The 20,670-nt window shown below is 68.6% G+C and carries 14 protein-coding genes; 5 read left to right on the top strand and 9 right to left on the bottom strand.

Translation table 11 applies throughout. The features are described 5' to 3' along the window. Positions 1-64: 64 nt before the first annotated feature. Genes ACFUN8_RS22155 through ACFUN8_RS22145 form a run of 3 tightly spaced genes read right to left on the bottom strand, consistent with a single transcriptional unit; the run spans position 65 to position 3,239 of the window. The gene (locus ACFUN8_RS22155; protein ID WP_383640247.1) at positions 65-1,009 is read right to left on the bottom strand and encodes a carbohydrate ABC transporter permease; all 945 of its coding nucleotides are present in this window, start codon (positions 1,007-1,009) and stop codon (positions 65-67) included. Next, entirely contained in the window at positions 1,006-1,989 is a 984-nt protein-coding gene (locus tag ACFUN8_RS22150) for a carbohydrate ABC transporter permease (RefSeq protein ID WP_383640244.1), read from the bottom strand. Before ACFUN8_RS22150 ends, ACFUN8_RS22155 begins: the two co-directional genes overlap by 4 nt. 5 nt (positions 1,990-1,994) lie before the next feature. Next, entirely contained in the window at positions 1,995-3,239 is a 1,245-nt protein-coding gene (locus ACFUN8_RS22145; protein WP_383640241.1) for a sugar ABC transporter substrate-binding protein, read from the bottom strand. Between the two features lie 230 nt (positions 3,240-3,469). On the opposite strand from ACFUN8_RS22145, the gene ACFUN8_RS22140 reads away from it, so the two are divergent. After that, positions 3,470-4,483 (top strand): acetylxylan esterase, encoded by a 1,014-nt coding sequence (locus tag ACFUN8_RS22140; protein ID WP_383640238.1) that lies wholly within the window; start codon positions 3,470-3,472, stop codon positions 4,481-4,483. 848 nt (positions 4,484-5,331) lie between these two features. Here ACFUN8_RS22140 and ACFUN8_RS22135 read toward each other — a convergent pair. After that, positions 5,332-6,402, bottom strand: a complete 1,071-nt coding sequence (locus ACFUN8_RS22135) for a LacI family DNA-binding transcriptional regulator (protein ID WP_383640235.1) — start codon at positions 6,400-6,402, stop codon at positions 5,332-5,334. 103 nt (positions 6,403-6,505) lie between these two features. Beyond that, entirely contained in the window at positions 6,506-8,185 is a 1,680-nt protein-coding gene (locus ACFUN8_RS22130) for an MFS transporter (protein ID WP_383640232.1), read from the bottom strand. Between the two features lie 215 nt (positions 8,186-8,400). On the opposite strand from ACFUN8_RS22130, the gene ACFUN8_RS22125 reads away from it, so the two are divergent. Beyond that, positions 8,401-9,327 carry a TetR/AcrR family transcriptional regulator C-terminal domain-containing protein gene (locus tag ACFUN8_RS22125; protein ID WP_383640291.1) on the top strand — a complete coding sequence of 309 codons (927 nt, stop codon included), beginning with the start codon at positions 8,401-8,403 and terminating at the stop codon, positions 9,325-9,327. 86 nt (positions 9,328-9,413) lie between these two features. On the opposite strand, the gene ACFUN8_RS22120 is transcribed toward ACFUN8_RS22125, so the two are convergent. The 4 genes from ACFUN8_RS22120 to ACFUN8_RS22105 all read right to left on the bottom strand — a co-directional run bounded on the left by ACFUN8_RS22120 (position 9,414) and on the right by ACFUN8_RS22105 (position 13,398). Next, positions 9,414-10,274, bottom strand: coding sequence for a succinate dehydrogenase/fumarate reductase iron-sulfur subunit (locus ACFUN8_RS22120; protein ID WP_383640229.1), 861 nt, complete (start codon positions 10,272-10,274; stop codon positions 9,414-9,416). Continuing rightward, a complete protein-coding gene (locus tag ACFUN8_RS22115) occupies positions 10,271-12,196 on the bottom strand; it encodes a fumarate reductase/succinate dehydrogenase flavoprotein subunit (protein ID WP_383640226.1) in 1,926 nt (641 codons plus the stop codon). The genes ACFUN8_RS22120 and ACFUN8_RS22115 overlap by 4 nt, the downstream gene beginning before the upstream one ends. Before the next feature lie 21 nt (positions 12,197-12,217). After that, positions 12,218-13,039 carry a hypothetical protein gene (locus ACFUN8_RS22110; protein ID WP_383640223.1) on the bottom strand — a complete coding sequence of 274 codons (822 nt, stop codon included), beginning with the start codon at positions 13,037-13,039 and terminating at the stop codon, positions 12,218-12,220. 119 nt (positions 13,040-13,158) lie between these two features. Beyond that, on the bottom strand, positions 13,159-13,398 hold the full coding sequence (locus ACFUN8_RS22105; protein ID WP_383640221.1) for a hypothetical protein: 240 nt from the start codon (positions 13,396-13,398) through the stop codon (positions 13,159-13,161). Between the two features lie 321 nt (positions 13,399-13,719). Here ACFUN8_RS22105 and ACFUN8_RS22100 point away from each other — a divergent pair, with 321 nt between their 5' ends. From ACFUN8_RS22100 to ACFUN8_RS22090, 3 genes are all read left to right on the top strand, one after another. Continuing rightward, positions 13,720-16,290, top strand: coding sequence for an ABC transporter family substrate-binding protein (locus ACFUN8_RS22100; RefSeq protein WP_383640218.1), 2,571 nt, complete (start codon positions 13,720-13,722; stop codon positions 16,288-16,290). Positions 16,291-16,601: 311 nt separating this feature from the next. Continuing rightward, entirely contained in the window at positions 16,602-18,488 is a 1,887-nt protein-coding gene (typA, locus tag ACFUN8_RS22095) for a translational GTPase TypA (protein ID WP_382571657.1), read from the top strand. Positions 18,489-18,989: 501 nt separating this feature from the next. Further along, positions 18,990-20,633, top strand: a complete 1,644-nt coding sequence (locus tag ACFUN8_RS22090) for an ABC transporter substrate-binding protein (protein WP_383640215.1) — start codon at positions 18,990-18,992, stop codon at positions 20,631-20,633. Positions 20,634-20,670 lie beyond the last annotated feature (37 nt).

Genomic DNA, 20,670 nt, shown 5'->3' with positions numbered 1-20,670 from the left:
GTGCGCGGCGGTAGAGCGGCGGCGTCGGATCCGCGGTACGCGTCGGGAAGGCTGGGAGCGGCGGCTATTTCATGCCGGTGGTGGCGAGGCCCTGGGTGAAGTGCCGTTGCAGGACGATGAAGACCAGCAGCACCGGCAGGATGATCAGGAGGGAGCCGACCATCAACATGCCGTTGGAACCGTCCGATTGGTTGGGGTCGGTGGCGAAGGTGGCGAGGGCCACCGGGAGGGTGTATTTCTCCGGGTCGTTCGTCGCGATCAGCGGCCAGACGAAGTTGTTCCAGGAGCCCAGGAAGATGAGGATCGAGAGCGTTGCCAGCGCCGGCTTGACCAGCGGCATCGCGATCCGCCAGAAGATGTACCACTCGCGGGCGCCGTCGATCCGGGCCGCTTCGAGCAGTTCGTCGGGGATCGACTGCATGAACTGACGCATCAGGAAGACCCCGAAGGCCTGGGCGGCGAACGGCAGCATCAGCCCGGCGTACGAGTCGATCAGTTGGAGCTTGCTCATCAGGACGAAGAGCGGAAGGAGCATCAGGTTGCCGGGCACCATCAGGGCGCCGAGGACCAGCGCGAAGACCTTGTTCCGGCCGCCGAACCGCAGCTTGGCCAGTGCGTAACCCAGCATCGAGCAGAACACCAGATTGGAGGCCGTTACCAGGACCGCGACGGTCAGGGAGTTGAAGAAGTAGAGGGGGACGTCGAGGCGGTCGAGCAGTTCACCGAAGTGCTCGAAGGTCCACTCGCTGGGGATCCACACCGGAGGGTTGGCGGTCAGGTCGCGGTCCGTCTTGAAGGCCGACAGACCCATCCACAGGAACGGCGCCGCCATGACCAGCAGGCCGATCGAGAGCAGGACATACACGCCGGATTTCTTCAGCCGTCCGCCGCTCGACGTCGGGGCGCCGTCGCCCGGCTTCAGGCCGGACCAGGTCGGACCCTTGGAGTCCTCCGGACCGGTCGACGCGGAGGGCGGGGGTGGGGGCGTGGTGGTGCGCGCGGCGCTCATTTCGTGTTGTCCTTCAGCAGGCGGAGCTGGAGCACGGTGATCGCCATGATCACGACGAAGAGCACATACGCCATGGCGCTCGCGTAGCCCATGTGGAAGAAGTTGAAGCCCTCGCGGTACATGGCCAGCGACACCGTGAGCGTGCTGTCAGATGGCCCGCCCTGTGTCATCACGAACGGCTCCTCGAACACGTTGAGATAGCCGATGGTGGTGATGACCGTGGTGTAGAGCATCGTGGGCCGCAGCAGTGGCACGGTGATGCGGCGGAACTCCTGCCAGGTGCTCGCGCCGTCCAGCCGGGCCGCCTCCCGTACATCGGGCGGGATGGCCTGAAGGCCCGCGATGAAGAGCACCATGACCGTGCCGAGATTGCGCCACACGGCCATCACGATCAGCGAGGGCATGGCGAGCGCCTCGGAGCCGAGGAAGTCCGGTGACGTCAGACCGACTTCGGAGGCGAGGCCCGCGATCAGTCCGTCGGACGGGTCGAGGACGAAGCGCCAGACGACGGCGATCGCGACGATGCTGGTCACGACCGGGGCGTAGAAACCGACCCGGAAGAAGGTGCGGGCCCGGTCGATGCCGTTGTTGAGCAGGACGGCGACGAACAGCCCGAGTCCGACGGTCAGCGGTACGCCTACGACCACGAAGTACGCGGTGTTGAACAGGGCCTTGAGGAACTTCTCGTCGTCGAACAGCTTCGTGTAGTTCTCCAGGCCGATGAACTCCGCCGAGAAAGGATCGGTGACATTGCGCAGACCGAAGTCCGTGAAGCTCATCACGAGCGTCGCGGCGATCGGCAGAGCCATGAAGACGGCGAAGAGCACCAGGAAGGGGGTGGAGAACAGCCAGCCGGCCATGTGCTGGACGGCGACGGGCCGTTGTCGCCTGTCGCGGTTTCGGCCGCCGGGCGGGGGATGTGCTCCCGGCCCGGTCTTCACCGGGGCCGCGTCTGCGGCCGGTTCGGTCGTGGTGCTCATGACGACTACTCCACAAGCCCTTCGATCTCGGACTGGGCCTTCTTCGCGGCGTCCTCGGCGGAGGCCTTGCCCTGGGTCACCTGGGAGATGGCCTCATCGGCCTTCGAGGAGATCTCCGTCCACTGGGGCAGGACCGGCCAGGACTTGGCGGTCTCCATCTGCTCACGGAAGATCTTGAAGTTGGCGTCGTCGGCGAGTTCGCCGGAGTCCCAGGCGCTGGTGTTGGCCGGCAGGTCGCCCGAGCGCTTGAACCAGTCCTTCTGACCCTCGGTGCCCGTGAGGTAGCTGAGGAACTCCTTGGCGGCTTCCTTGTGTTCGCTGTCCTTGGAGACGACGAGGCTGGAGCCGCCGGCCATGGAGACGGAGCCCTGGTCGGCCGGGACCTTCGCGATGGCCCACTTGCCCTTGAGGTCCGGGTAGTTGTCGTTGATGCCCGCCATGGTCCAGGGGCCGGAGTAGAACATCGGGACATCGCCGGTGTTGAAGTCCGTCAGGACCTCGTAGCCGGGCTGGAAGCTCTTCTTGGAGAGTCCCTTCTCGAAGTACGTGCCGTACTCGTCGAGGGCCTTGACGGTCTCCGGGCTGGTCATCGCGGCCTTGCCGTCGTCGCCGACGATCGAGCCGCCGGCCGAGTACAGGAAGGGGTACCAGCTCTGTACGGCGTCCAGGCCGCTGGACTGGAAGTAGATGCCCCACTTGGTGCCGGCCTTGTCCTGGAAGGCGGTGGCCGCCTGCTGGAGCTCCGGCCAGGTGGTGGGGGGCTTGGTGATGCCGGCCTTCTTCGCCAGGTCGGTGCGGTAGTAGAGGACGCGGGTCTCGACGTACCAGGGGACGCCGTAGACCTCGCCCTCCGCCACGCCCTGGTCCCAGGCGGCGGGGAAGAAGGCGTCCTTCTTGAAGGTCTTGGTGTCGACCGGTTCCAGGACGCCGAGTTCGACGAACTCGCCCATGTAGCTGCTGCCCATCTGCGTCACGTCCGGCAGAGTGCCGGCGGCAGCGGCGGAGACCAGCTTCTGGTGGGCGACGTCCCAGCCGATGGGGGTGACCTTGACGGTGATGTGGGGGTTCGCGTCCTCGTACACCTTGGCCACCTCGGCGAGCTTCTCGCCCTCGGCGCCCATGGCCCACACGGTGAGGGTCTGCTTCTTGTCGGCGGCGACTCCCGCGCCCCCCGAGCTGCCGCATGCGGTGATCCCGGCGGCCATCGTGAGGGCGATGGCGGCAGAGGCGGTTCTGGCGGTGCGATGCATGGACGGCTCCTCCTTGAGCTCACCGATGTATGCGCTGCCTGTAAGCGCATACATCACTCTGCTGCAGGTATTCGGAGAACCGCAAGAGGGGCTTTGGTCACACTCGTGCAACATGTGGGACATCCGGAATCTCTGCCTCCGCAGGCTAGGTGGGCTGTTTGCGTTGCGGAAGTGGTTGAGTCGATTCCGGTTGTGGTCATCGATGGCGGGCCAAGGTTAATGTCGCGCTCATGTCTGAGTTCGAGCACGGCTATCCCTTCGACCCGGCCTACGGCCGGACCCTCGACGAGCTGCTCGACATCCCGGCGCCTGCCCCTCCGGACGGGTTCGACGCGTACTGGCAGGGCCGTTTCGCGGCCGCGGCGGGAGTGGCGACCGCGCCGGCCGTCGGGCCGCAGGAGGACGAGCGGGACGGCTGCCGGATCTTCGGGGTCTCCTACACCTCGGTCGGCGGGCTGCGCATCGGTGGCTGGCTGGTGCTGCCGGCCGAGGGGCCCGCCGAGCACGGTTTCGTGATCGGGCACGGCTACGGCGGGCGTCAGGAGCCGGGCGCCGAGGTGCCGCTTCCGCTGCCCCGTAGCGCCGCGATCCTGCCGTGCGTCCGGGGGATGGGCTCGCGGAGCCGGCGGCCCGGCATCCCCGGTGAGGCCGAGAAACATGTCCTGTACGGCATCGAGTCACGCGAGACGTATGTGATCGGCGACTGCGTGGCAGACCTGTGGTGCGCGGCGTCGGCGCTGCTGGAGCTGGTCCCGGAATTGAGGACCGGGGCGGAGACGGAGTCGGGGACGGGCGGGGACGCGGGCGCGCGGCTGGGGTATGCGGGGGAGAGCTTCGGGGGCGGGCTCGGGGCGCTGGCGCTGCCGTGGGACGGCCGTTTCGCCTGCGGGCAGTTGACCGTGCCGACGTTCGGGAATCATCCGTTGCGGGTGACGCTGCCGTGCGTGGGGAGCGGGGAGGCGGTACGGGCGTACCACGAGGAGCATCCGGAGGTCATGGACGTCCTCGCGTACTTCGACGCCGCGACAGCGGCGGGCCGGATCGAAGTGCCGATGATGGTCGCGCCCGCGCTGTTCGATCCGGCGGTGCCGCCGCCGGGGCAGTTCGCCGTGTACAACGCGCTGCCCGACCGGCGTGAGCTGCGTGTGCTGCGGGCGGGGCACTTCGAGTACGAGGGTGAGAGCGCGGATGTCGCGGCGCTGGCGGAAGCTCGCCGCGAGTTCTTCGCGGCCCGGCTCGGCTGACCTGGGGCCGGGCCCCGGGCCTGGGGTGCGCGTTGCTGATCTTGCCGGGCTCGCGAGGTCTGGTGCCGCGCCTCTCCCGAGAGGGGCACGGGAGGTGCCACCTCCGTTGCCGTCGGGCGGCATGGTTCCGCCGTGCCTCCCTCCTCCGCCTTGCGATCCACGGCACCAACGTGACACCGGCCGCTGCCGCAGCGGGCGCTCCCTGATCCGGCCTGATCGACAAGACACCCCTAAGCCCCTTCCGGTGGATCTTCGGGCCCGGGACGCTGATGAGGCACCTCTGCCCCGTGGGCCCTAAAATGCCGATCCTCAGCCTTGCGATGCGGCGCGCCGACGAGACCCCAGCCGCTCCGCGGCGGGCCCGGGCTGATCCCCGAAGATCCGCCGTACAGGACCTGGGCCGTGTCCGACCAATCGCGTCTGGCGCGCGGTGTCCGGGCCCCTGCGTTGTCGTCAGGCGCCCACGTGCGGCTGGGGCATGGGCAACGCTGATCCTCCGCCTTGCGATCGCACGCACCGGGGAGGCACCGGCAGGGCGTGCCCCGCCCTGCTGGCGGACAGCGCTATTTGCCAGACACGGCCTACAGGGTGTCCGACCAAATCCCGCTTGGCGCGCGACGTCCGGGCGCCCGCTCGTCTCCGTAGCCCTTCGGGCACGGGAGGTGCCCCCTGCGTTGTCGTCAGGCGCCCACGTACGGCTGGGCATGGGCAACGCCTGTCCTCCGCCCTGCGATCCCGCGCGCCGACGAGACCCCAGCCGCTCTGCGGCGGACCGTGCTACTTGCCAGACACAGCCCAGGCCAGGAGTGCAGCGAGTCCGAACGCCGGACCCGCCCCCCCCGCAGACCTCAGCCGCAGCCGCAGCTCGCGCGGCGGGCCACTGAGACCGGGAGCATCAGGGAGACCGGAGCGCGTGTTGGGTCGGCGAGGCGGTGGATCAGGAGTTCAACCGCCTCCTCGCCCAGGCGGCGCATCGGCTGGCGGACCGTCGTCAGGGACGGTCGGACGATCCGGCTCAGCGGGATGCCGTCGAAGCCGGTGACCGCGATGTCGTCGGGCACCCGCACTCCACGCCGTTCCAGCGCGTGCAGCGCGCCGATCGCCATCTGGTCGTTGGCGAAGAGGATGGCTTGCGGCCGATCGTGCCCGGCGGCACGGTCCAGGAGCGCGTCCGTCGTGCGCTCGCCCTCCGCCTGCGTCATCATCTCGGCGCGCAGATCGGGCTCGTCGGTCACCGGCAGACCCGCTTCCCGGCACGCCTCCTGGTAGCCGCGGAACCGCGCCTCCGCGTCCGGCGATTCCGGGTCGCCGCCCACGAAGGCGAGTCTGCGCAGTCCATGACCATGGATGAGATGACGGGCCAGCTCCCGTTCCCCGTCGGAGTTGGCCACCTCGATGTGGTCGAGGTGGTCGATCTCGCGCGGCCCGGCCAGCATCACCACCGGCAGCCGCCGCGAGATCACCTCAAGGTCCTCGGTGGGCACGGTCTTCGCCAGTACGGCGAACCCGTCCACCCGCCCCGCCACCTTGGCGACCAGGCTCTCCGGACCGCCCACCAGCGAGGCGGCGATCAGTAGCGCGTACCCGTGCCGCCGCGCCGCCCGCTCCATGCCGCGGATGATCTGGTCGGAGTAGAGCATGACGGCGGAGTCGTCGGCCTCGGCCTCCGCTTCCACCTCCGCGTCGGTCTCGGCGTCCGGGTCCGCGTAGTCGGGGAAGCACAGTCCGAGGACGCCGGTGGTCCGGCTGGCGAGGCCGCGGGCGTTGCCGCTCGGTACGTAGCCCAGGGCGCGGGCCGCTTCCAGTACGCGGTCGCGGGTCTGGGCGCGTACGGAGTCCGGATTCCGGTAGACCCGCGAAACCGTCGCAATGGAGACGCCGGAACGCTCGGCGACGTCGTACACCGTGGGGGCACTCAACCGATCCGACCGTCCGCTCTCGCCGCGCTGGTTGTGACTGGTCACTCTCCGCCGGGCCCGTTCCACCGGGCGCAGCCTCCTGTGTATGCGCATTCAAACGCATTCACTCTAGGCCGCCGGTCTGTGCAGGAGCAAGGTCACCCCTCTCGGGAGCGTCCCCGTCCGCGCTCGTCGCGCGCTCCGACGTGCCCCGCAGCACCACGAACGAGAAGACCGCGGCCCCCACCATGACGGCCGCCGCGCCGACCGACGCCAGTCCCATCCCGTGTGTGAAGGCGTCCCGGGCCGTCGCCAGCACGCGCGCGCCGGTCTCCTCCGGGAGCCGGGCCGCGGCGGCCGCCGCGCCGCCCAGTGTCTCCCGTACGGTGTCGGCCACCCCGCCGGGCAGTGCGGCGCTGACGTCGGCCGGCAGGGCGTCGGCCATGTCCCGGCTGTAGATCGCCGCCCCGACCGAGCCGAGAACGGCCATGCCCAGCGCCCCGCCCAGTTCCTGGCCCGATTCGAGTACGGCGGCGGCCGAGCCCGCGCGGTCAGGCGGGGCGGCGCCGAGGGCGAGTTCGTTGGCGAGGGTCATGGCGGCGACGAGACCGCCCACATAGATCGCGGCGGCCGTCAGGGAGAACCAGAGAGCCGAGTCCGTCCGGAGCTGGGTCAGCCAGCAGAATCCGGCCGCCGCGAAGAGGAAGCCGCCGCCCATGACGTACGCGCGGTCGGTGCGCTGCGCGAGGACCGCCGCCGTCGGCGCCGCCACGAGCACACCCGAAGCCGGTACGAGGCTCCAGAGCGCGGCCCCGAACGGGCTCAGACCCTGCACGGACTGGAGGTACTGGGTGAGGAAGACCGCCATCCCCACCGTGGCGAACATCGCGAGCACATTCGCGAACACCGGTCCGCCGAAGGCCCGTCGCCCCAGCAGTTCGAGGTCGATCATCGGGTGGGCGAGGCGCTTCTGGCGTCGTACGAAGGCATGGCCCAGCACCAGTCCCACCGCGACGGCCAGGGCGGGCTCCGGCGCGAAGCCGTGCCGGGCCCACTCCTTGACGCCGTAGATGAACGTGAGCAGGGCGGCCAGCGAGAGAACCGCGCTCACCAGGTCGAACGGCTCACGCGACGCCGCGGCCCCCACCGCCGAAGACGCTGAAGACCCCCCGGCCCCCGCGGCCCCCGCAGACCCCGAAGACGCCGACTTGGACTCCGGTACCAGGAACGGCACCAGCACCAGCAGCAGCACCATCGCCGGCAGGTTGATCAGGAAGATCGAACCCCACCAGAAGTGTTCGAGCAGCAGCCCGCTGACCACCGGCCCGAGCGAGATACCGGTGGTCATCACGCCCGTCCAGATCGTCACGGCCCGGCCGCGCTGCTTCGCGTCGTGGAAGAGATTGCGGATCAGCGCGAGCGTCGACGGCATGAGTGCGGCGCCGCCGAGCCCGAGCAGCGCCCGTACGCCGATGAGCGCGTCGGCCGAGTGCGCGTACGCCGCGGCGACCGAGGCCGCGCCGAAGACCGCCGCGCCCCCGAGGACCAGCTTGCGCCGGCCGATCCGGTCGCCGAGGGCGCCCATGGTGATGAGCAGCCCGGCGAGTACGAAGCCGTACATGTCGAGGATCCACAACTGCTGGGTGGCGCTGGGCTCCAGATCCTGACTGACGTACGGGATCGCGAAGTAGAGGATCGAGATGTCCATCGAGACGAGGAGCAGCGGCAGCATCAGAACGCCGAGGGCGATCCATTCCTTGCGGCCCGCGAGACCGGGCGTGTGTGACGCGTATGAGTTCTCCATGGCCGGTACGTAATCGGCTCCGCGCGTACGCCGCAAACAGCGGCCTAGTGCACCACCCCGGATGCCCTGCGCTCACGGGGATTTGGTGCCCTGGGTGCACTAGTACGGTAGGGCCCATGGCCGTTGATCCGCCCTACCCCCCGCCGTCTCCTCCGCCCCCTCTCCCGCCCCCTCTCCCGTCCCTTCCCCCGCCCCCTCTCCCGCCTTATCTCCGCATCGCGGCCGAACTCCGCCGCCGTATCGCCTCCGGGGACCTCCTGCCCGGCGACCGCGTGCCCTCCACCCGCCGTATCACCGAGGAGTGGGGTGTCGCGATGGCGACCGCGAGCAAGGCGCTCGCCGCGCTCAACCAGGAAGGTCTGGTACGGGCGGTGCCCGGCGTCGGCACGGTGGTCGCGGAGCCCGACCGCGACCAAAGCCGCGAACGGGCCCACGAACGGGGCCGCGACCGAGGCCGGGGCGCGGCTCCCGGCGAGGGACTCAGCCGTGAGCGCGTCGTGCGCGCCGCCATCGCGCTCGCCGACGTCGAAGGGCTGGGCGCGCTCTCGATGCGGCGCGTGGCGACGGAGTTCGGTACCTCCACGATGGCGCTCTACCGCCATGTCCCCAGCAAGGGCGAGCTGGTGCGCCTGATGTCCGAGGCGGTGTTCGGCGGCGCCCCGTCGGGCCCCGAGCCGGTCGGCTGGCGTCCGCGACTGACGCGGGAGATCCGCTGGTTGTGGACCCGGTACGAGCGCCATCCATGGCTGGCCCGCGCCATGGCGGGGCTGACCCGGCCGATGGTCTCGCCACACGCGATGAGTTACACGGAGCGGGTGCTGACCATCCTGCGCGGGCTCGGGCTCACGCCGCACGGGATGATCCACACCCATCTCGCCCTGTTCGGCTACGCCCAAGGTCTCGCGATGGCCGTCGAGTTGGAGTCACAGGCGCGGCAGGACACGGGGATGACGGCCGAGGAGTGGATGGCGGCCGGCGCGACGCGGCCGGATTCGATCCAGTTCGCCCATGACTATCCGGTCATGTCGACGCTCTTCGGGGACGGGGAGTTCGACCTCGAACTCGGCGCGCTCTTCGACTTCGGGCTCGAACGGATGCTGGACGGCGTCGAGTCGCTGATCGCGCGGTCGCCCGAGCCGTAGCAGCCCGCCCTCAGGCGGGGGACGGGCCGACCCGCGGCCCGTCCCCCGCCCGAGGACAGAGGACAGGGGGCAGAGACCCCCGGCCCTCAACTCGTCGTACGACGCCGGATCTTGTTGCCCAGCCAGACCAGCGGGTCGTACTTCTTGTCCACCACCCGCTCCTTCAGCGGGATCAGCGCGTTGTCCGTGATCTTGATCCCCTCGGGACAGACCTCCGTGCAGCACTTGGTGATGTTGCAGTAGCCGAGCCCGTGCTCGTCCTGCGCGGTCTGCTTCCGGTCCAGGCCGGTCTCCTCGGCCGCGTCCAGCGGGTGCATGTCCAGCTCCGCGACCCGCATCAGGAAGCGCGGCCCGGCGAACGAGGTCTTGTTCTCCTCGTGGTCCCGCACCACATGGCAGGTGTCCTGGCACAGGAAGCACTCGATGCACTTACGGAACTCCTGCGAGCGTTCCACGTCCACCTGCTGCATCCGGTACTCGCCCGCGGCGACCCCGGGGGGCGGTACGAACGCCGGTACCTCCCGCGCCTTCTGGTAGTTGAAGTTCACATTCGTCACCAGGTCCCGGATGACGGGGAAGGCGCGCAGCGGGGTGACGGTGATCGTCTCCTCGCGGGTGAAGGTGGACATCCGCGTCATGCAGAGCAGCCGCGGCCGGCCGTTGATCTCCGCACTGCACGAACCGCACTTGCCCGCCTTGCAGTTCCAGCGCACCGCCAGGTCGGACGCCTGCGTCGCCTGGAGGCGGTGGATGATGTCGAGGACGACCTCGCCCTCGTTCACCTCGACGGCGAAGTCCTTCAGATCGCCGCCCTCCGCGTCGCCCCGCCAGACCTTGAATTTGGCTTCGTACGAGGTGGACGAGGCGCCGGAGGCAGCGGGCGCGGGCGCGGTGGACGCGTTGGACGAGGCGGATGTGCTCTGCGTCGGAGTCGTGCTGGCACTCACTCGTGGAGCTCCTCTTCGGCGAGGTACTTGACCAGCTCTTCCTTGTCGAAGAGGTCGAGCAGGTCGGGACGGATGGGCTCGGTCGTCTTCCTGGAGAGGCTGATCCGGCCGAGCGCGGGGTCCGCCGACGGGTCCCGTGCCGAATCGTTCAGCCGGCAGTGCAGATTGACCCGCCGCCAGTCGAGAGCCATGCCGGGCCAGTCCTCGCGGGTGTGACCGCCACGGCTCTCCGTGCGCTCCAGTGCCGACAGGGCGATGCACTCGCTGACCAGCAGCATGTTGCGCAGGTCGATCGCGAGGTGCCAGCCGGGGTTGAACTGCCGGTGGCCCTCCACCCCGGCGCGCGCCGCCCGCAGGCGCAGCTCGCCCAGCTTCTCCAGCGCCTGCTCCATCTCGCCTTCGCGCCTGATGATGCCGACGAGGTCGTTCATCGTCTGCTGGAGCTCCTGATGGACGCTGTACGGGTTCTCGGGCGCGCCGCCGCCTTCCGGCTCCTCGGCGCCGAAGGGGCGCAGCGCCTCGGTGGCCGCCGCGTCGATCTGCCCCTCGTCGATGGCCGGCCGTGTGGTGAGCCCCGCCGCGTACTCGGCGGCGTGCAGGCCGGCGCGCCGGCCGAAGACCAACAGGTCGGAGAGCGAGTTGCCGCCCAGCCGGTTGGAACCGTGCATCCCGCCCGCGACCTCGCCGGCCGCGTACAGACCGAGGACCCCGGGGGCGGCGGCGGTCTCCGAGTCGACGGCGATGCCGCCCATCACGTAGTGACAGGTGGGGCCGACCTCCATCGCCTCCGCCGTGATGTCGACGTCCGCCAGCTCCTTGAACTGGTGGTACATCGAGGGCAGTCGGCGCTGGATGACCTCGGCCGGCATCCGGGTGGACACGTCCAGATACACACCGCCGTGCGGCGTGCCCCGGCCGGCCTTGACCTCGGAGTTGATGGCACGGGCCACCTCGTCACGGGGCAGCAGTTCGGGCGGGCGCCGGTTGTTGTCCGGGTCGTCGTACCAGCGGTCGCCCTCCTCCTCGGACTCCGCGTACTTCTCCTTGAAGACGTCCGGGATGTAGTCGAACATGAACCGCTTGCCCTCGGAGTTGCGCAGCACCCCGCCGTCGCCACGCACCGACTCGGTGACGAGGATCCCCTTCACCGACGGCGGCCAGACCATGCCAGTCGGGTGGAACTGCACGAACTCCATGTTCAGCAGCGGGGCACCGGCGAGCAGCGCCAGCGCGTGCCCGTCGCCCGTGTACTCCCACGAGTTCGACGTCACCTTGAAGGACTTGCCGATGCCACCGGTCGCGAGGACGACGGCGGGCGCCTCCAGCACGAAGAAGCGGCCGGACTCGCGCTCGTAGCAGAAGGTGCCCGAGACGCGCTCGCCCTCCTTCAGTACGGAGGTGACAGTGCACTCCTGGAAGACCTTCAACCGGGCTTCGTAGTCACCGAATTCGCGGAAGTCCTCCTGCTGGAGGGCGACGATCTTCTGCTGGAGCGTACGGATCAGCTCCAGGCCGGTCCGGTCGCCGACGTGCGCGAGACGTGGATACTCGTGCCCGCCGAAGTTGCGCTGGGAGATCTTCCCGTCCGCCGTGCGGTCGAAGAGCGCGCCCCAGGTCTCCAGCTCCCAGACCCGGTCCGGCGCTTCCTGTGCGTGCAGCTCCGCCATCCGCCACTGGTTGAGGAACTTCCCGCCGCGCATGGTGTCGCGGAAGTGGACCTGCCAGTTGTCCCCGGAGTTCACATTGCCCATGGAGGCGGCGATGCCGCCCTCGGCCATCACCGTATGGGCCTTGCCGAAGAGCGACTTGCAGATGACAGCGGTACGGGCGCCACGCTCTCGCGCCTCGATGGCGGCTCGCAGACCTGCTCCGCCCGCGCCCACCACCACGACGTCCCACTGCTCGCGTTCGAGTTGCGTCATTGCTGAAGGCTCTCCCTAGGACTAAAAGAGGCGCGGATCGTCGAAGACCCCGCTGGCGAGCAGATACACGTAGAAGTCGGCGAGGGCGACGCTGATCAAAGAGGCCCAGGCAAGCTGCATATGACGGTGATTCAGCTTCCCGACCCAGCTCCACAGCCGGTAGCGCACCGGATGCTTGGAGAAGTGCTTCAGCTTGCCGCCCATGACATGGCGGCAGGAGTGGCAGGAGACGGTGTACGCCCAGATCAGCACGATGTTGATGACCATCAGGATCGTGCCGAGGCCCATGTGGCCCCACTCGTAGTCCGAGTTCCGGAAGGCGAGCACCGTGTCGTAGGTGAGGATGACCGCCACCACCACGGCGGCGTAGAAGAAGTACCGGTGGATGTTCTGCAGGATCAGCGGGAAGCGCGTCTCACCGCTGTACTTCTTGTGCGGCTCGGCGACGGCGCAGGCGGGCGGCGACGCCCAGAAGCTCCGGTAGTACGCCTTGCGGTAGTAGTAGCAGGTCATCCGGAAGCCCAGCGGGAAGATCAGAATGATCAGCGCGGGGGAGATGCCCCACCAGCCGCCGAAGATCTCCAGGTTGGGGCCGCCCTTCATCGGCTCGCAGTTCTCCGCCAGACAGGGCGAGTAGAACGGTGAGACGTACGGCGCGGCGTAGTAGTGGGCGTTCCCGAACGCGCGCCAGGTCGAGTAGACGATGAAGGCGAGCAGCCCGGCCGCCGTGGCGGCGGGCGCCAGCCACCAGCGGTCGGTGCGCAGATGACGGGCGGTGATGGCGGCACGCGATGTGTCGTGCACGCCCGTATTCAGTTGGGGTCGTTCCGTGCCTGTTGCCAACGAAAACTCCGTATGGAGATGGAGTGGGATCAGGTGGGGGGTCGTAGGGCCGGTGCGATCGATGGTGGGTCGGTACGTGCGGTGACGGGGAGCGTGGCGGCGTACGGAGCCGCGCCCGGCTAGGGCGCGCGCCGGTCCCGTAGGCCGAGCCCCTCGTCGTCGGAGTCCGTCCACAGCGCCGCGTTGTACGGCGCGTCCGGGATGGTGACCACATCCGTGCGGTCCTGGGGCGCGGGCCTGGACGGGGCGGCCGGTACGGCTTCGTTCAGCCGGCCGACCGTCCGCTCCAGGTCCGAGACGCGTTGGACGAGCTCATCGATACGACGGTGGACTGCTGTCAGATCTTCCGGCTGGGACATGACGTGCCCTCACTTCCGCAGGGGAGCGATGCCATCGGTAATGCGCCTGCGAGTGTCGCTCCTCACATCCCCGCTTGTGAAGGGACGTGCAGGGATTCCCGGCGCATACGTGAGCCGTGCGCTCCGCGTCGTTGATGTCGCGCCCCGTTATTTTCGCCCCTCCGGCGGGCCTGTGTCCCGTTCCTCGCTAGGCCGTTCGGGTGGGCTTCGCGCCCCGGGCCGCCGTGTCGCCGCGATCGGTGGGAATCGGTCCACTTCAGTGGGCGGGCAATAGGTGTGATCATCTCTAAATTCCACAAACAGGACGAAGAGGTAGAAGCCATGTCCCAGGTCGGCGCCCCACGCGGGAGGACATGCTCCCGGACCATCCGCTCCGTCGCACTACTCACCACCGGCGTGCTCGCCCTGCCCGTGCTCGCCGCGTGCAGCTCGGGTGACGACGAGCGGAGCAAGGTCCCCGCCGCCGCCCAGGACGTCGGGCCGGCGGCGCGGGACCGGGTAGCCGACGGGGGGACGCTGCGCTGGGCGGTGGACACCGTGCCCACGACCCTCAACGCCTTCCAGGCGGACGCCGACGCCACGACGTCGCGCATCGCCGGAGCCGTACTGCCCGCACTCTTCACGCTCGACAAGAGCGGCCGTCCGCAGCGCAATCCGGACTATCTGGAGTCCGCGAAGATCGTCGAGCGCGAGCCCAAGCAGGTCGTGCTCTACAAGCTCAACCAGCAGGCGGTGTGGAGCGACGGTCGCGAACTCGGCGCCCCCGACTTCGTGGCCCAGTGGCGCGCGCTGAGCGGCAAGGAGTCCGCGTACTGGACCGCGCGCAACGCCGGGTACGAGCGCATCCAGAAGATCGAGCGCGGCGCGAACGACCTTGAGGTCCGCGTCACCTTCAACAAGCCGTACGCCGACTGGCGTGCACTGTTCAGCCCGCTGTACCCGAAGGGCGTGATGGGGGCGCCGAATTCGTTCAACGACGGCGCGCGCGCCAAGCTCAAGGCGACAGCCGGGCCCTTCCAGATCAAGGAGCTGGACCGCGCGGACCGCGAGATCACCCTCGTCCGCAACCCCCGCTGGTGGGGCGCGCGGCCGAAGCTCGACACGATCGTCCTGAGCGCCGTGCCGCGCGAGAAGCGCGCCACCGCGCTCGCCGCGGGCACGCTCGACCTCGCCGAGATCGACAGCCCGGTGGCGTCGCGGATCGACCAGGCGGCCCGCGACAAGAAGAGGGGATCCGGAGCGGGACCGCAGGGAACCGGACCGCAGGCGAGTGCGGGATCGCAGACGGGTGCGGGGTCGCAGTCCGGCGCGCACGGTCCCGGCGCCGAGATCACCCCGGCGTCGGCGATGCGCTCCTGGGCCCTGGCGAACGGCTCGGACGAGGAGAAGGCCGACGCCGCGCGGACGTCCCGCGAGCGGACGACCGAGGCGATCGCGAAGTACGCCAAGGAGCAGCAGGGCCTCGGGGGCTATGTCGTACGGAAGTCCCTGGAGCCCGCCTTCACGCAGCTGGCGCTCAACGGGGAGACCGGACCGCTCGCCGACGAGCGGGTACGGCGCGCCGTGGCGCGCGCGCTCGACCGGAAGAAGCTGGCCGAGGCCGTACTCAAGCCGCTCGGCCTGCCGGCGAACCCGCCCGGCAGTCATCTGGCGCTGGCCGGACAGCACGCGTACGCCGACAGCAGCGACGCGCTCGGGGACCAGAACACACGGGAGGCGCAGGCGCTCCTGGCCGACGCGGGCTGGACGCCCGGCGGCGCCCTGAAGAAGGACGACGGTACGAAGGCCGGGAGCGAGGCCGACGCCGACAAGAAGAAGGACAAGGACGACAAGGACGGCGAGGACAAGAAGAAGGACAAGGAATCCGACTCGAAGGACGCGAAGGACTCGGAGGCGGGTTCGGATTCCGGCTCCGGTTCCGGTTCGGACTCCGAGAGTGCCTCCGACGAGGGCGCGTACATCGTCGGTGACAACAAGCCGGGTCGCGGTGTCCCGCTCTCCGAGAGCGGCACCCGCGTCATCGCCCCGGCCCCCGCGGGCCGGGTCCAGTCGCTGAACGACGCGGACGTCAGCGCCCAGGACAGGCAGCCGGGCGGCATGGCCGGCGCGTATGCCCCGCGCGGCACGGCGGCACCGGCCTCCGACTCGGCGTCCCCCTCGGACTCCTCGTCGGCATCGCCCTCCGCCTCACCCCTGCCCGGCCCGCTCGGCAAGGACGGCAAGCCCCTCACGCTCCGCTTCGTCCTCCCCTCCGGTCCCGGCTCCGAGCAGCTGCGTACGGTCGGCGAGAAGATCGCCCGCATGCTCGACCGCATCGGCATCCGTACGGAGATCACCAAGGTCGCCGACGCCAGCTACTTCAAGGACCACATCGCGTCGGGGGACTACGACCTCGCCCTGTACTCGTGGCCCGCGACCGCCTACCCGGCGACCGACGGCCGTCCGATCTACGCCAAGCCCGTCCCCGCCTCCGACGGCTCGCTGTTGGTGGAGCAGAACTACACCCGCGTCGGTACGGACCACATCAACCAGCTCTTCGACCAGGCGGCCTCCGAGCTGGACGAGAAGGCGGCGCGCGATCTGCTCAGGCAGGCCGACGCCCGCATCTGGGCCGCCGCCGGGTCCATCCCCCTCTACCAGCGCCCGCAGCTCGTGGCGGCCAAGCCGGCCGTCGCGAACGCCGGTGCCTTCGCCTTCGCCGCCCCGCGCTACGAGGACATCGGCTTCAAGGACGCCGCCAGGAGCGGCCCGCAGCAGCCGGAGAAGTCCCCGGGCGCGAAGGAGAGCGGCAAGGAGAGCGGCAAGAAGAGCACTGACGAAGTCAAGAAGGAAGTTGAGAAGGAAGTTGAGAAGGAAAGCGTGAGGGAAAGCGCCGGGGAAAGCGACGAGTAGTAGAAGGACAGCGGTAGCACAGAAGAAGAAACGGAGAGAACCGGCAGGTCAGACCTTGAAAGCCGGACGATTCACTTGCCCGCCGGGCCCACCGGCGGGCAAGATCGTGTCCACCCCCTGACCCGGGCGATTCCACACCCCGCAGCACACCCCAGCAGCACGTCCCCAGCACCCCCGCCTCTTATCGGATCGGGCCCGGAAGCCCCGGCAGCGCCAGCCCCGTACGATGGGGTAGGCCGTGGCGTGTCCGCCCGGCAGGCGTACGAGGAAAACAACGCCGCATCCCACGATCGAGAGAAGCGCCAGCCAGCATGCCCACGCGCCACGACATCCGTAACGTCGCCATCGTCGCCCACGTCGACCATGGCAAGACCACTCTGGTCGACGCCATGCTGAAGCAGGCCGGCGCCTTCGCCGCGCACGCCGCCGAGCACCTCGACGACCGGATGATGGACTCGAACGACCTGGAGCGTGAGAAGGGCATCACGATCCTCGCCAAGAACACGGCGGTGAAGTACCACCCCAAGGAGGGTGGTACGGGTGACATCCCCAACCTGGTCACGATCAACATCATCGACACCCCCGGCCACGCCGACTTCGGCGGTGAGGTCGAGCGGGGCCTGTCGATGGTCGACGCGGTCGTCCTCCTGGTCGACGCCTCCGAGGGCCCGCTGCCGCAGACCCGTTTCGTGCTGCGCAAGGCGCTCTCGGCCAAGCTGCCGGTGATCCTGTGCATCAACAAGACGGACCGGCCCGACGCCCGTATCGCCGAGGTCGTCGACGAGACGTACGACCTCTTCCTCGACCTGGACGCGGACGAGGACCAGATCGAGTTCCCGATCGTCTACGCCTGCGCGCGGGACGGCGTCGCCTCGCTGACCAAGCCGGAGGACGGCACGGTCCCGGCCGACAGCACCAACCTGGAGCCATTCTTCACCACGATCCTGGGCACCGTCCCGGCTCCGGTGTACGACGAGGACGCGCCGCTCCAGGCCCACGTCACCAACCTGGACGCCGACAACTTCCTCGGCCGTATCGCGCTGTGCCGCGTCGAGCAGGGCGAGCTGAAGAAGGGCCAGACCGTCACGTGGATCAAGCGTGACGGCACGATGTCCAACGTCCGTATCACCGAGCTGCTGATGACCGAGGCGCTCACCCGCAAGCCCGCCGAGAAGGCGGGCCCCGGCGACATCTGCGCCATCGCCGGTATCCCGGACATCATGATCGGCGAGACCCTGGCCGACCTGGACAACCCGATCGCGCTGCCGCTGATCACGGTGGACGAGCCGGCCATCTCGATGACCATCGGCACGAACACCTCGCCGCTCGTCGGCAAGGGCGGCAAGGGCCACAAGGTCACCGCCCGCCAGGTGAAGGACCGGCTGGACCGCGAGCTGATCGGTAACGTCTCGCTGCGCGTCCTGGACACCGAGCGCCCCGACACCTGGGAGGTGCAGGGCCGCGGTGAACTGGCGCTGGCCATCCTGGTCGAACAGATGCGCCGCGAGGGCTTCGAGCTGACGGTCGGCAAGCCCGAGGTCGTCACCAAGGACATCGACGGCAAGCTGCACGAGCCGATCGAGCGCATGACGATCGACTGCCCCGAGGAGCACCTGGGCGCGATCACGCAGCTCATGGCGACCCGCAAGGGCCGTATGGAGACCATGACCAACCACGGCTCCGGCTGGATCCGCATGGAGTGGATCGTGCCGTCCCGCGGACTCATCGGCTTCCGTACGGAGTTTCTCACCCAGACCCGCGGCACCGGCATCGCGCACTCGATCTTCGAGGGCCACGAGCCGTGGTTCGGCGAGCTGCGGACCCGTAACAACGGCTCGCTGGTCGCGGACCGTTCGGGCTCGGTGACCCCCTTCGCGATGGTCAACCTCCAGGAGCGCGGTGTCATCTTCACCGAGCCGGGCACCGAGGTGTACGAGGGCATGATCATCGGTGAGAACTCACGCGCCGACGACATGGACGTGAACATCACCAAGGAGAAGAAGCTCACCAACATGCGCGCGGCCTCCGCCGACACCACGGAGAACGTGGTGCCGCCGCGCAGGCTGTCGCTTGAGCAGTCCCTGGAGTTCTGCCGCGACGACGAGTGCATCGAGGTGACCCCGGAGACGGTCCGGATCCGCAAGGTCGTCCTGGACCAGAAGGAGCGTGGCCGCGCGGCCTCCCGCGCCAAGCGCTGACCCACCGGCAGATCCACCGGCAGATCCACCGGCAGTTGTACGTTCCCCGGCCCGGCCCGAGAGGTGCCGGGCCGGAGGTCTGAGGGCTGCCCTCCGGATCGTGCCCTACCCCCGCGCGGTGGCCGGACAGTAGGCTGTTTTGCCCGAGGTGGGGAATTCTGTCAACTCGTTTTCCATGCCGAAACGTCCGGATACCGGGTACCGCTCACCGGAAGCTGCGTTAACAGTCCGTTTCGCGGGTGTCTGTCTGTGCTTACTTTGTCCGGATTTCGGGCGTAGGTGGTGGGTCGATGTTGTCAAAACGAGACGCTGCAGGTGTGGTTTACGGGTCGGGCGTACTTAATAGTTGGCTCCATTGAGCTCGGGTCAATGGGTCATGCGCTGTGGGGAGCGCCGACTCACGAGCACACACTCGGAGCACTGATCGACCGCCGTCAGGGGTGTCGGCGTAACGGTCAGTGCCCATCTTGTTGTGACAAGTGGACTCATGAGGAGGAACCCATGCGCGGTGCCAAGAGCGCCAAGTGGGTCGCGGGCGCGATAGTTATCGCCCTGGCTGCGACCGCCTGTGGCGGCGGGGACAGCGACAGCGGCGACGACATGAAGGCGGGGAAGGCCGACCCGAATGGCATTCTGACCGCACAGCTCGGCGAGCCGCAGAACCCGCTGCAGCCGGCCAACGCCAAGGAGAGCCAGGGCAGTCGTGTCCTGAAGACCATCTTCTCCGGTCTCGTCGACTACGAGCCCGGCACCGGCGAGCTCAAGAACGTGAACGCCGAGTCGGTCACCCCGAACGACGACTCGTCCGTCTGGACCGTCAAGCTCAAGCCCGGCTGGAAGTTCCACGACGGCACCCCGGTCACCGCCGAGTCCTACGTGGACTCGTGGAACTGGTCGGCCAACGTCAAGAACAACCAGACGAACTCCAGCTGGTTCCAGGACATCAAGGGCTACGCGGACGTCCACCCCGAGAAGGGTGACCCGAAGTCCGAGGCGATGTCCGGTCTGAAGGTGGTCGACGAGAACACCTTCACGATCACGCTGACCAGCTCGGTCTCGTACTTCGCGTACAAGCTGGGTTACGACGTGTGGGCCCCGCTCCCCGAGTCGTTCTTCAAGGACCCGAAGGCCGCCGGCGAGAAGCCGATCGGCAACGGCCCCTACAAGTTCGTCTCGTGGGACCACAAGAAGCTGATCAAGGTCCGCAAGTTCGAGGACTACACCGGGCCGAACAAGGCCAAGAACGGTGGCATCGACTTCAAGAACTACACCACCGCCGACTCCGCCTACTCGGACCTGCGGTCGGACAACCTCGACTGGATCGAGCAGGTCCCGACCACGGCTCTCACGAGCTACAAGGACGACCTGGGCGACCGCGCGATCGACGCCGAGTACTCGGCCGTCCAGTCGATCGTCCCGGCGTTCTACACGGACCAGTTCAAGGACATCGACCCCAAGGTCATCCAGGGTCTGTCCATGGCGATCGACCGTGACACGATCACCAAGACCGTGCTGCACGGCACCCGGTCCCCTGCGGACTCGTACGTCGCCCGCGGTGTGCTCGGCTACAAGGCCGGCTCCCTCGGTGACGTCACGAAGTTCGACCCGGCCGCCGCCAAGAAGCTCATCACCGAGGGTGGCGGCGTCCCCGGCAACAAGATCTCGATCCAGTTCAACGCCGACCAGGACCACAAGCCCTGGGTCGACGCGGTCTGCAACAGCATCCGCAAGAGCGTCGGTGTCGAGTGCACCGGTGACTCGAAGCCGGACTTCCAGGCCGACCTGAACGCGCGTGACAACAAGCAGGTCAAGTCCATGTACCGCGGTGGCTGGGTGCTCGACTACCCGGTCAACTCGAACTTCATGCGCGACCTGTACGGCACCACCGCCGCCGGTAACACCTCGGGCTACTCCAACAAGGAGTTCGACACCCTGGCCGCCAACGCGGACAAGGCTGCGACGCTTGAGGAGACGGTGAAGATGTACCAGGAGGCCGAGCAGCTCCTGAAGGCTGACATGCCTGCCATCCCGCTGTGGTTCTACAAGAACAACTCGGGTCAGTCCCGGAACGTATTCGGCAAGATCGTCTACGGCCAGGACGGCGACCCCATCTTCACCGACGTTCAGGTGAAGTCGAAGAAGTAGACAGCGGGACCGTAAGCCGGTGCCGCCGCTCCAGGGG

The organism is Streptomyces sp. NPDC057307, assembly GCF_042667665.1.
In the GTDB taxonomy this organism is placed as follows: Bacteria; Actinomycetota; Actinomycetes; order Streptomycetales; family Streptomycetaceae; genus Streptomyces.
Note: the sequence above shows the minus strand (reverse complement) of the source record. Positions and strands in the feature narration are given on the sequence as shown.

What these genes read in the sequence shown, in the direction of transcription:
- ACFUN8_RS22155 (WP_383640247.1), bottom strand. Translation starts at nt 1,009, where the DNA reads ATGAGCGCCGCGCGCACCACCACGCCCCCACCCCCGCCCTCCGCGTCG.
- ACFUN8_RS22150 (WP_383640244.1), bottom strand. Translation starts at nt 1,989, where the DNA reads ATGAGCACCACGACCGAACCGGCCGCAGACGCGGCCCCGGTGAAGACC.
- ACFUN8_RS22145 (WP_383640241.1), bottom strand. Translation starts at nt 3,239, where the DNA reads ATGCATCGCACCGCCAGAACCGCCTCTGCCGCCATCGCCCTCACGATG.
- ACFUN8_RS22140 (WP_383640238.1), top strand. Translation starts at nt 3,470, where the DNA reads ATGTCTGAGTTCGAGCACGGCTATCCCTTCGACCCGGCCTACGGCCGG.
- ACFUN8_RS22130 (WP_383640232.1), bottom strand. Translation starts at nt 8,185, where the DNA reads ATGGAGAACTCATACGCGTCACACACGCCCGGTCTCGCGGGCCGCAAG.
- ACFUN8_RS22115 (WP_383640226.1), bottom strand. Translation starts at nt 12,196, where the DNA reads ATGACGCAACTCGAACGCGAGCAGTGGGACGTCGTGGTGGTGGGCGCG.
- ACFUN8_RS22105 (WP_383640221.1), bottom strand. Translation starts at nt 13,398, where the DNA reads ATGTCCCAGCCGGAAGATCTGACAGCAGTCCACCGTCGTATCGATGAG.
- ACFUN8_RS22100 (WP_383640218.1), top strand. Translation starts at nt 13,720, where the DNA reads ATGTCCCAGGTCGGCGCCCCACGCGGGAGGACATGCTCCCGGACCATC.
- typA (WP_382571657.1), top strand. Translation starts at nt 16,602, where the DNA reads ATGCCCACGCGCCACGACATCCGTAACGTCGCCATCGTCGCCCACGTC.
- ACFUN8_RS22090 (WP_383640215.1), top strand. Translation starts at nt 18,990, where the DNA reads ATGCGCGGTGCCAAGAGCGCCAAGTGGGTCGCGGGCGCGATAGTTATC.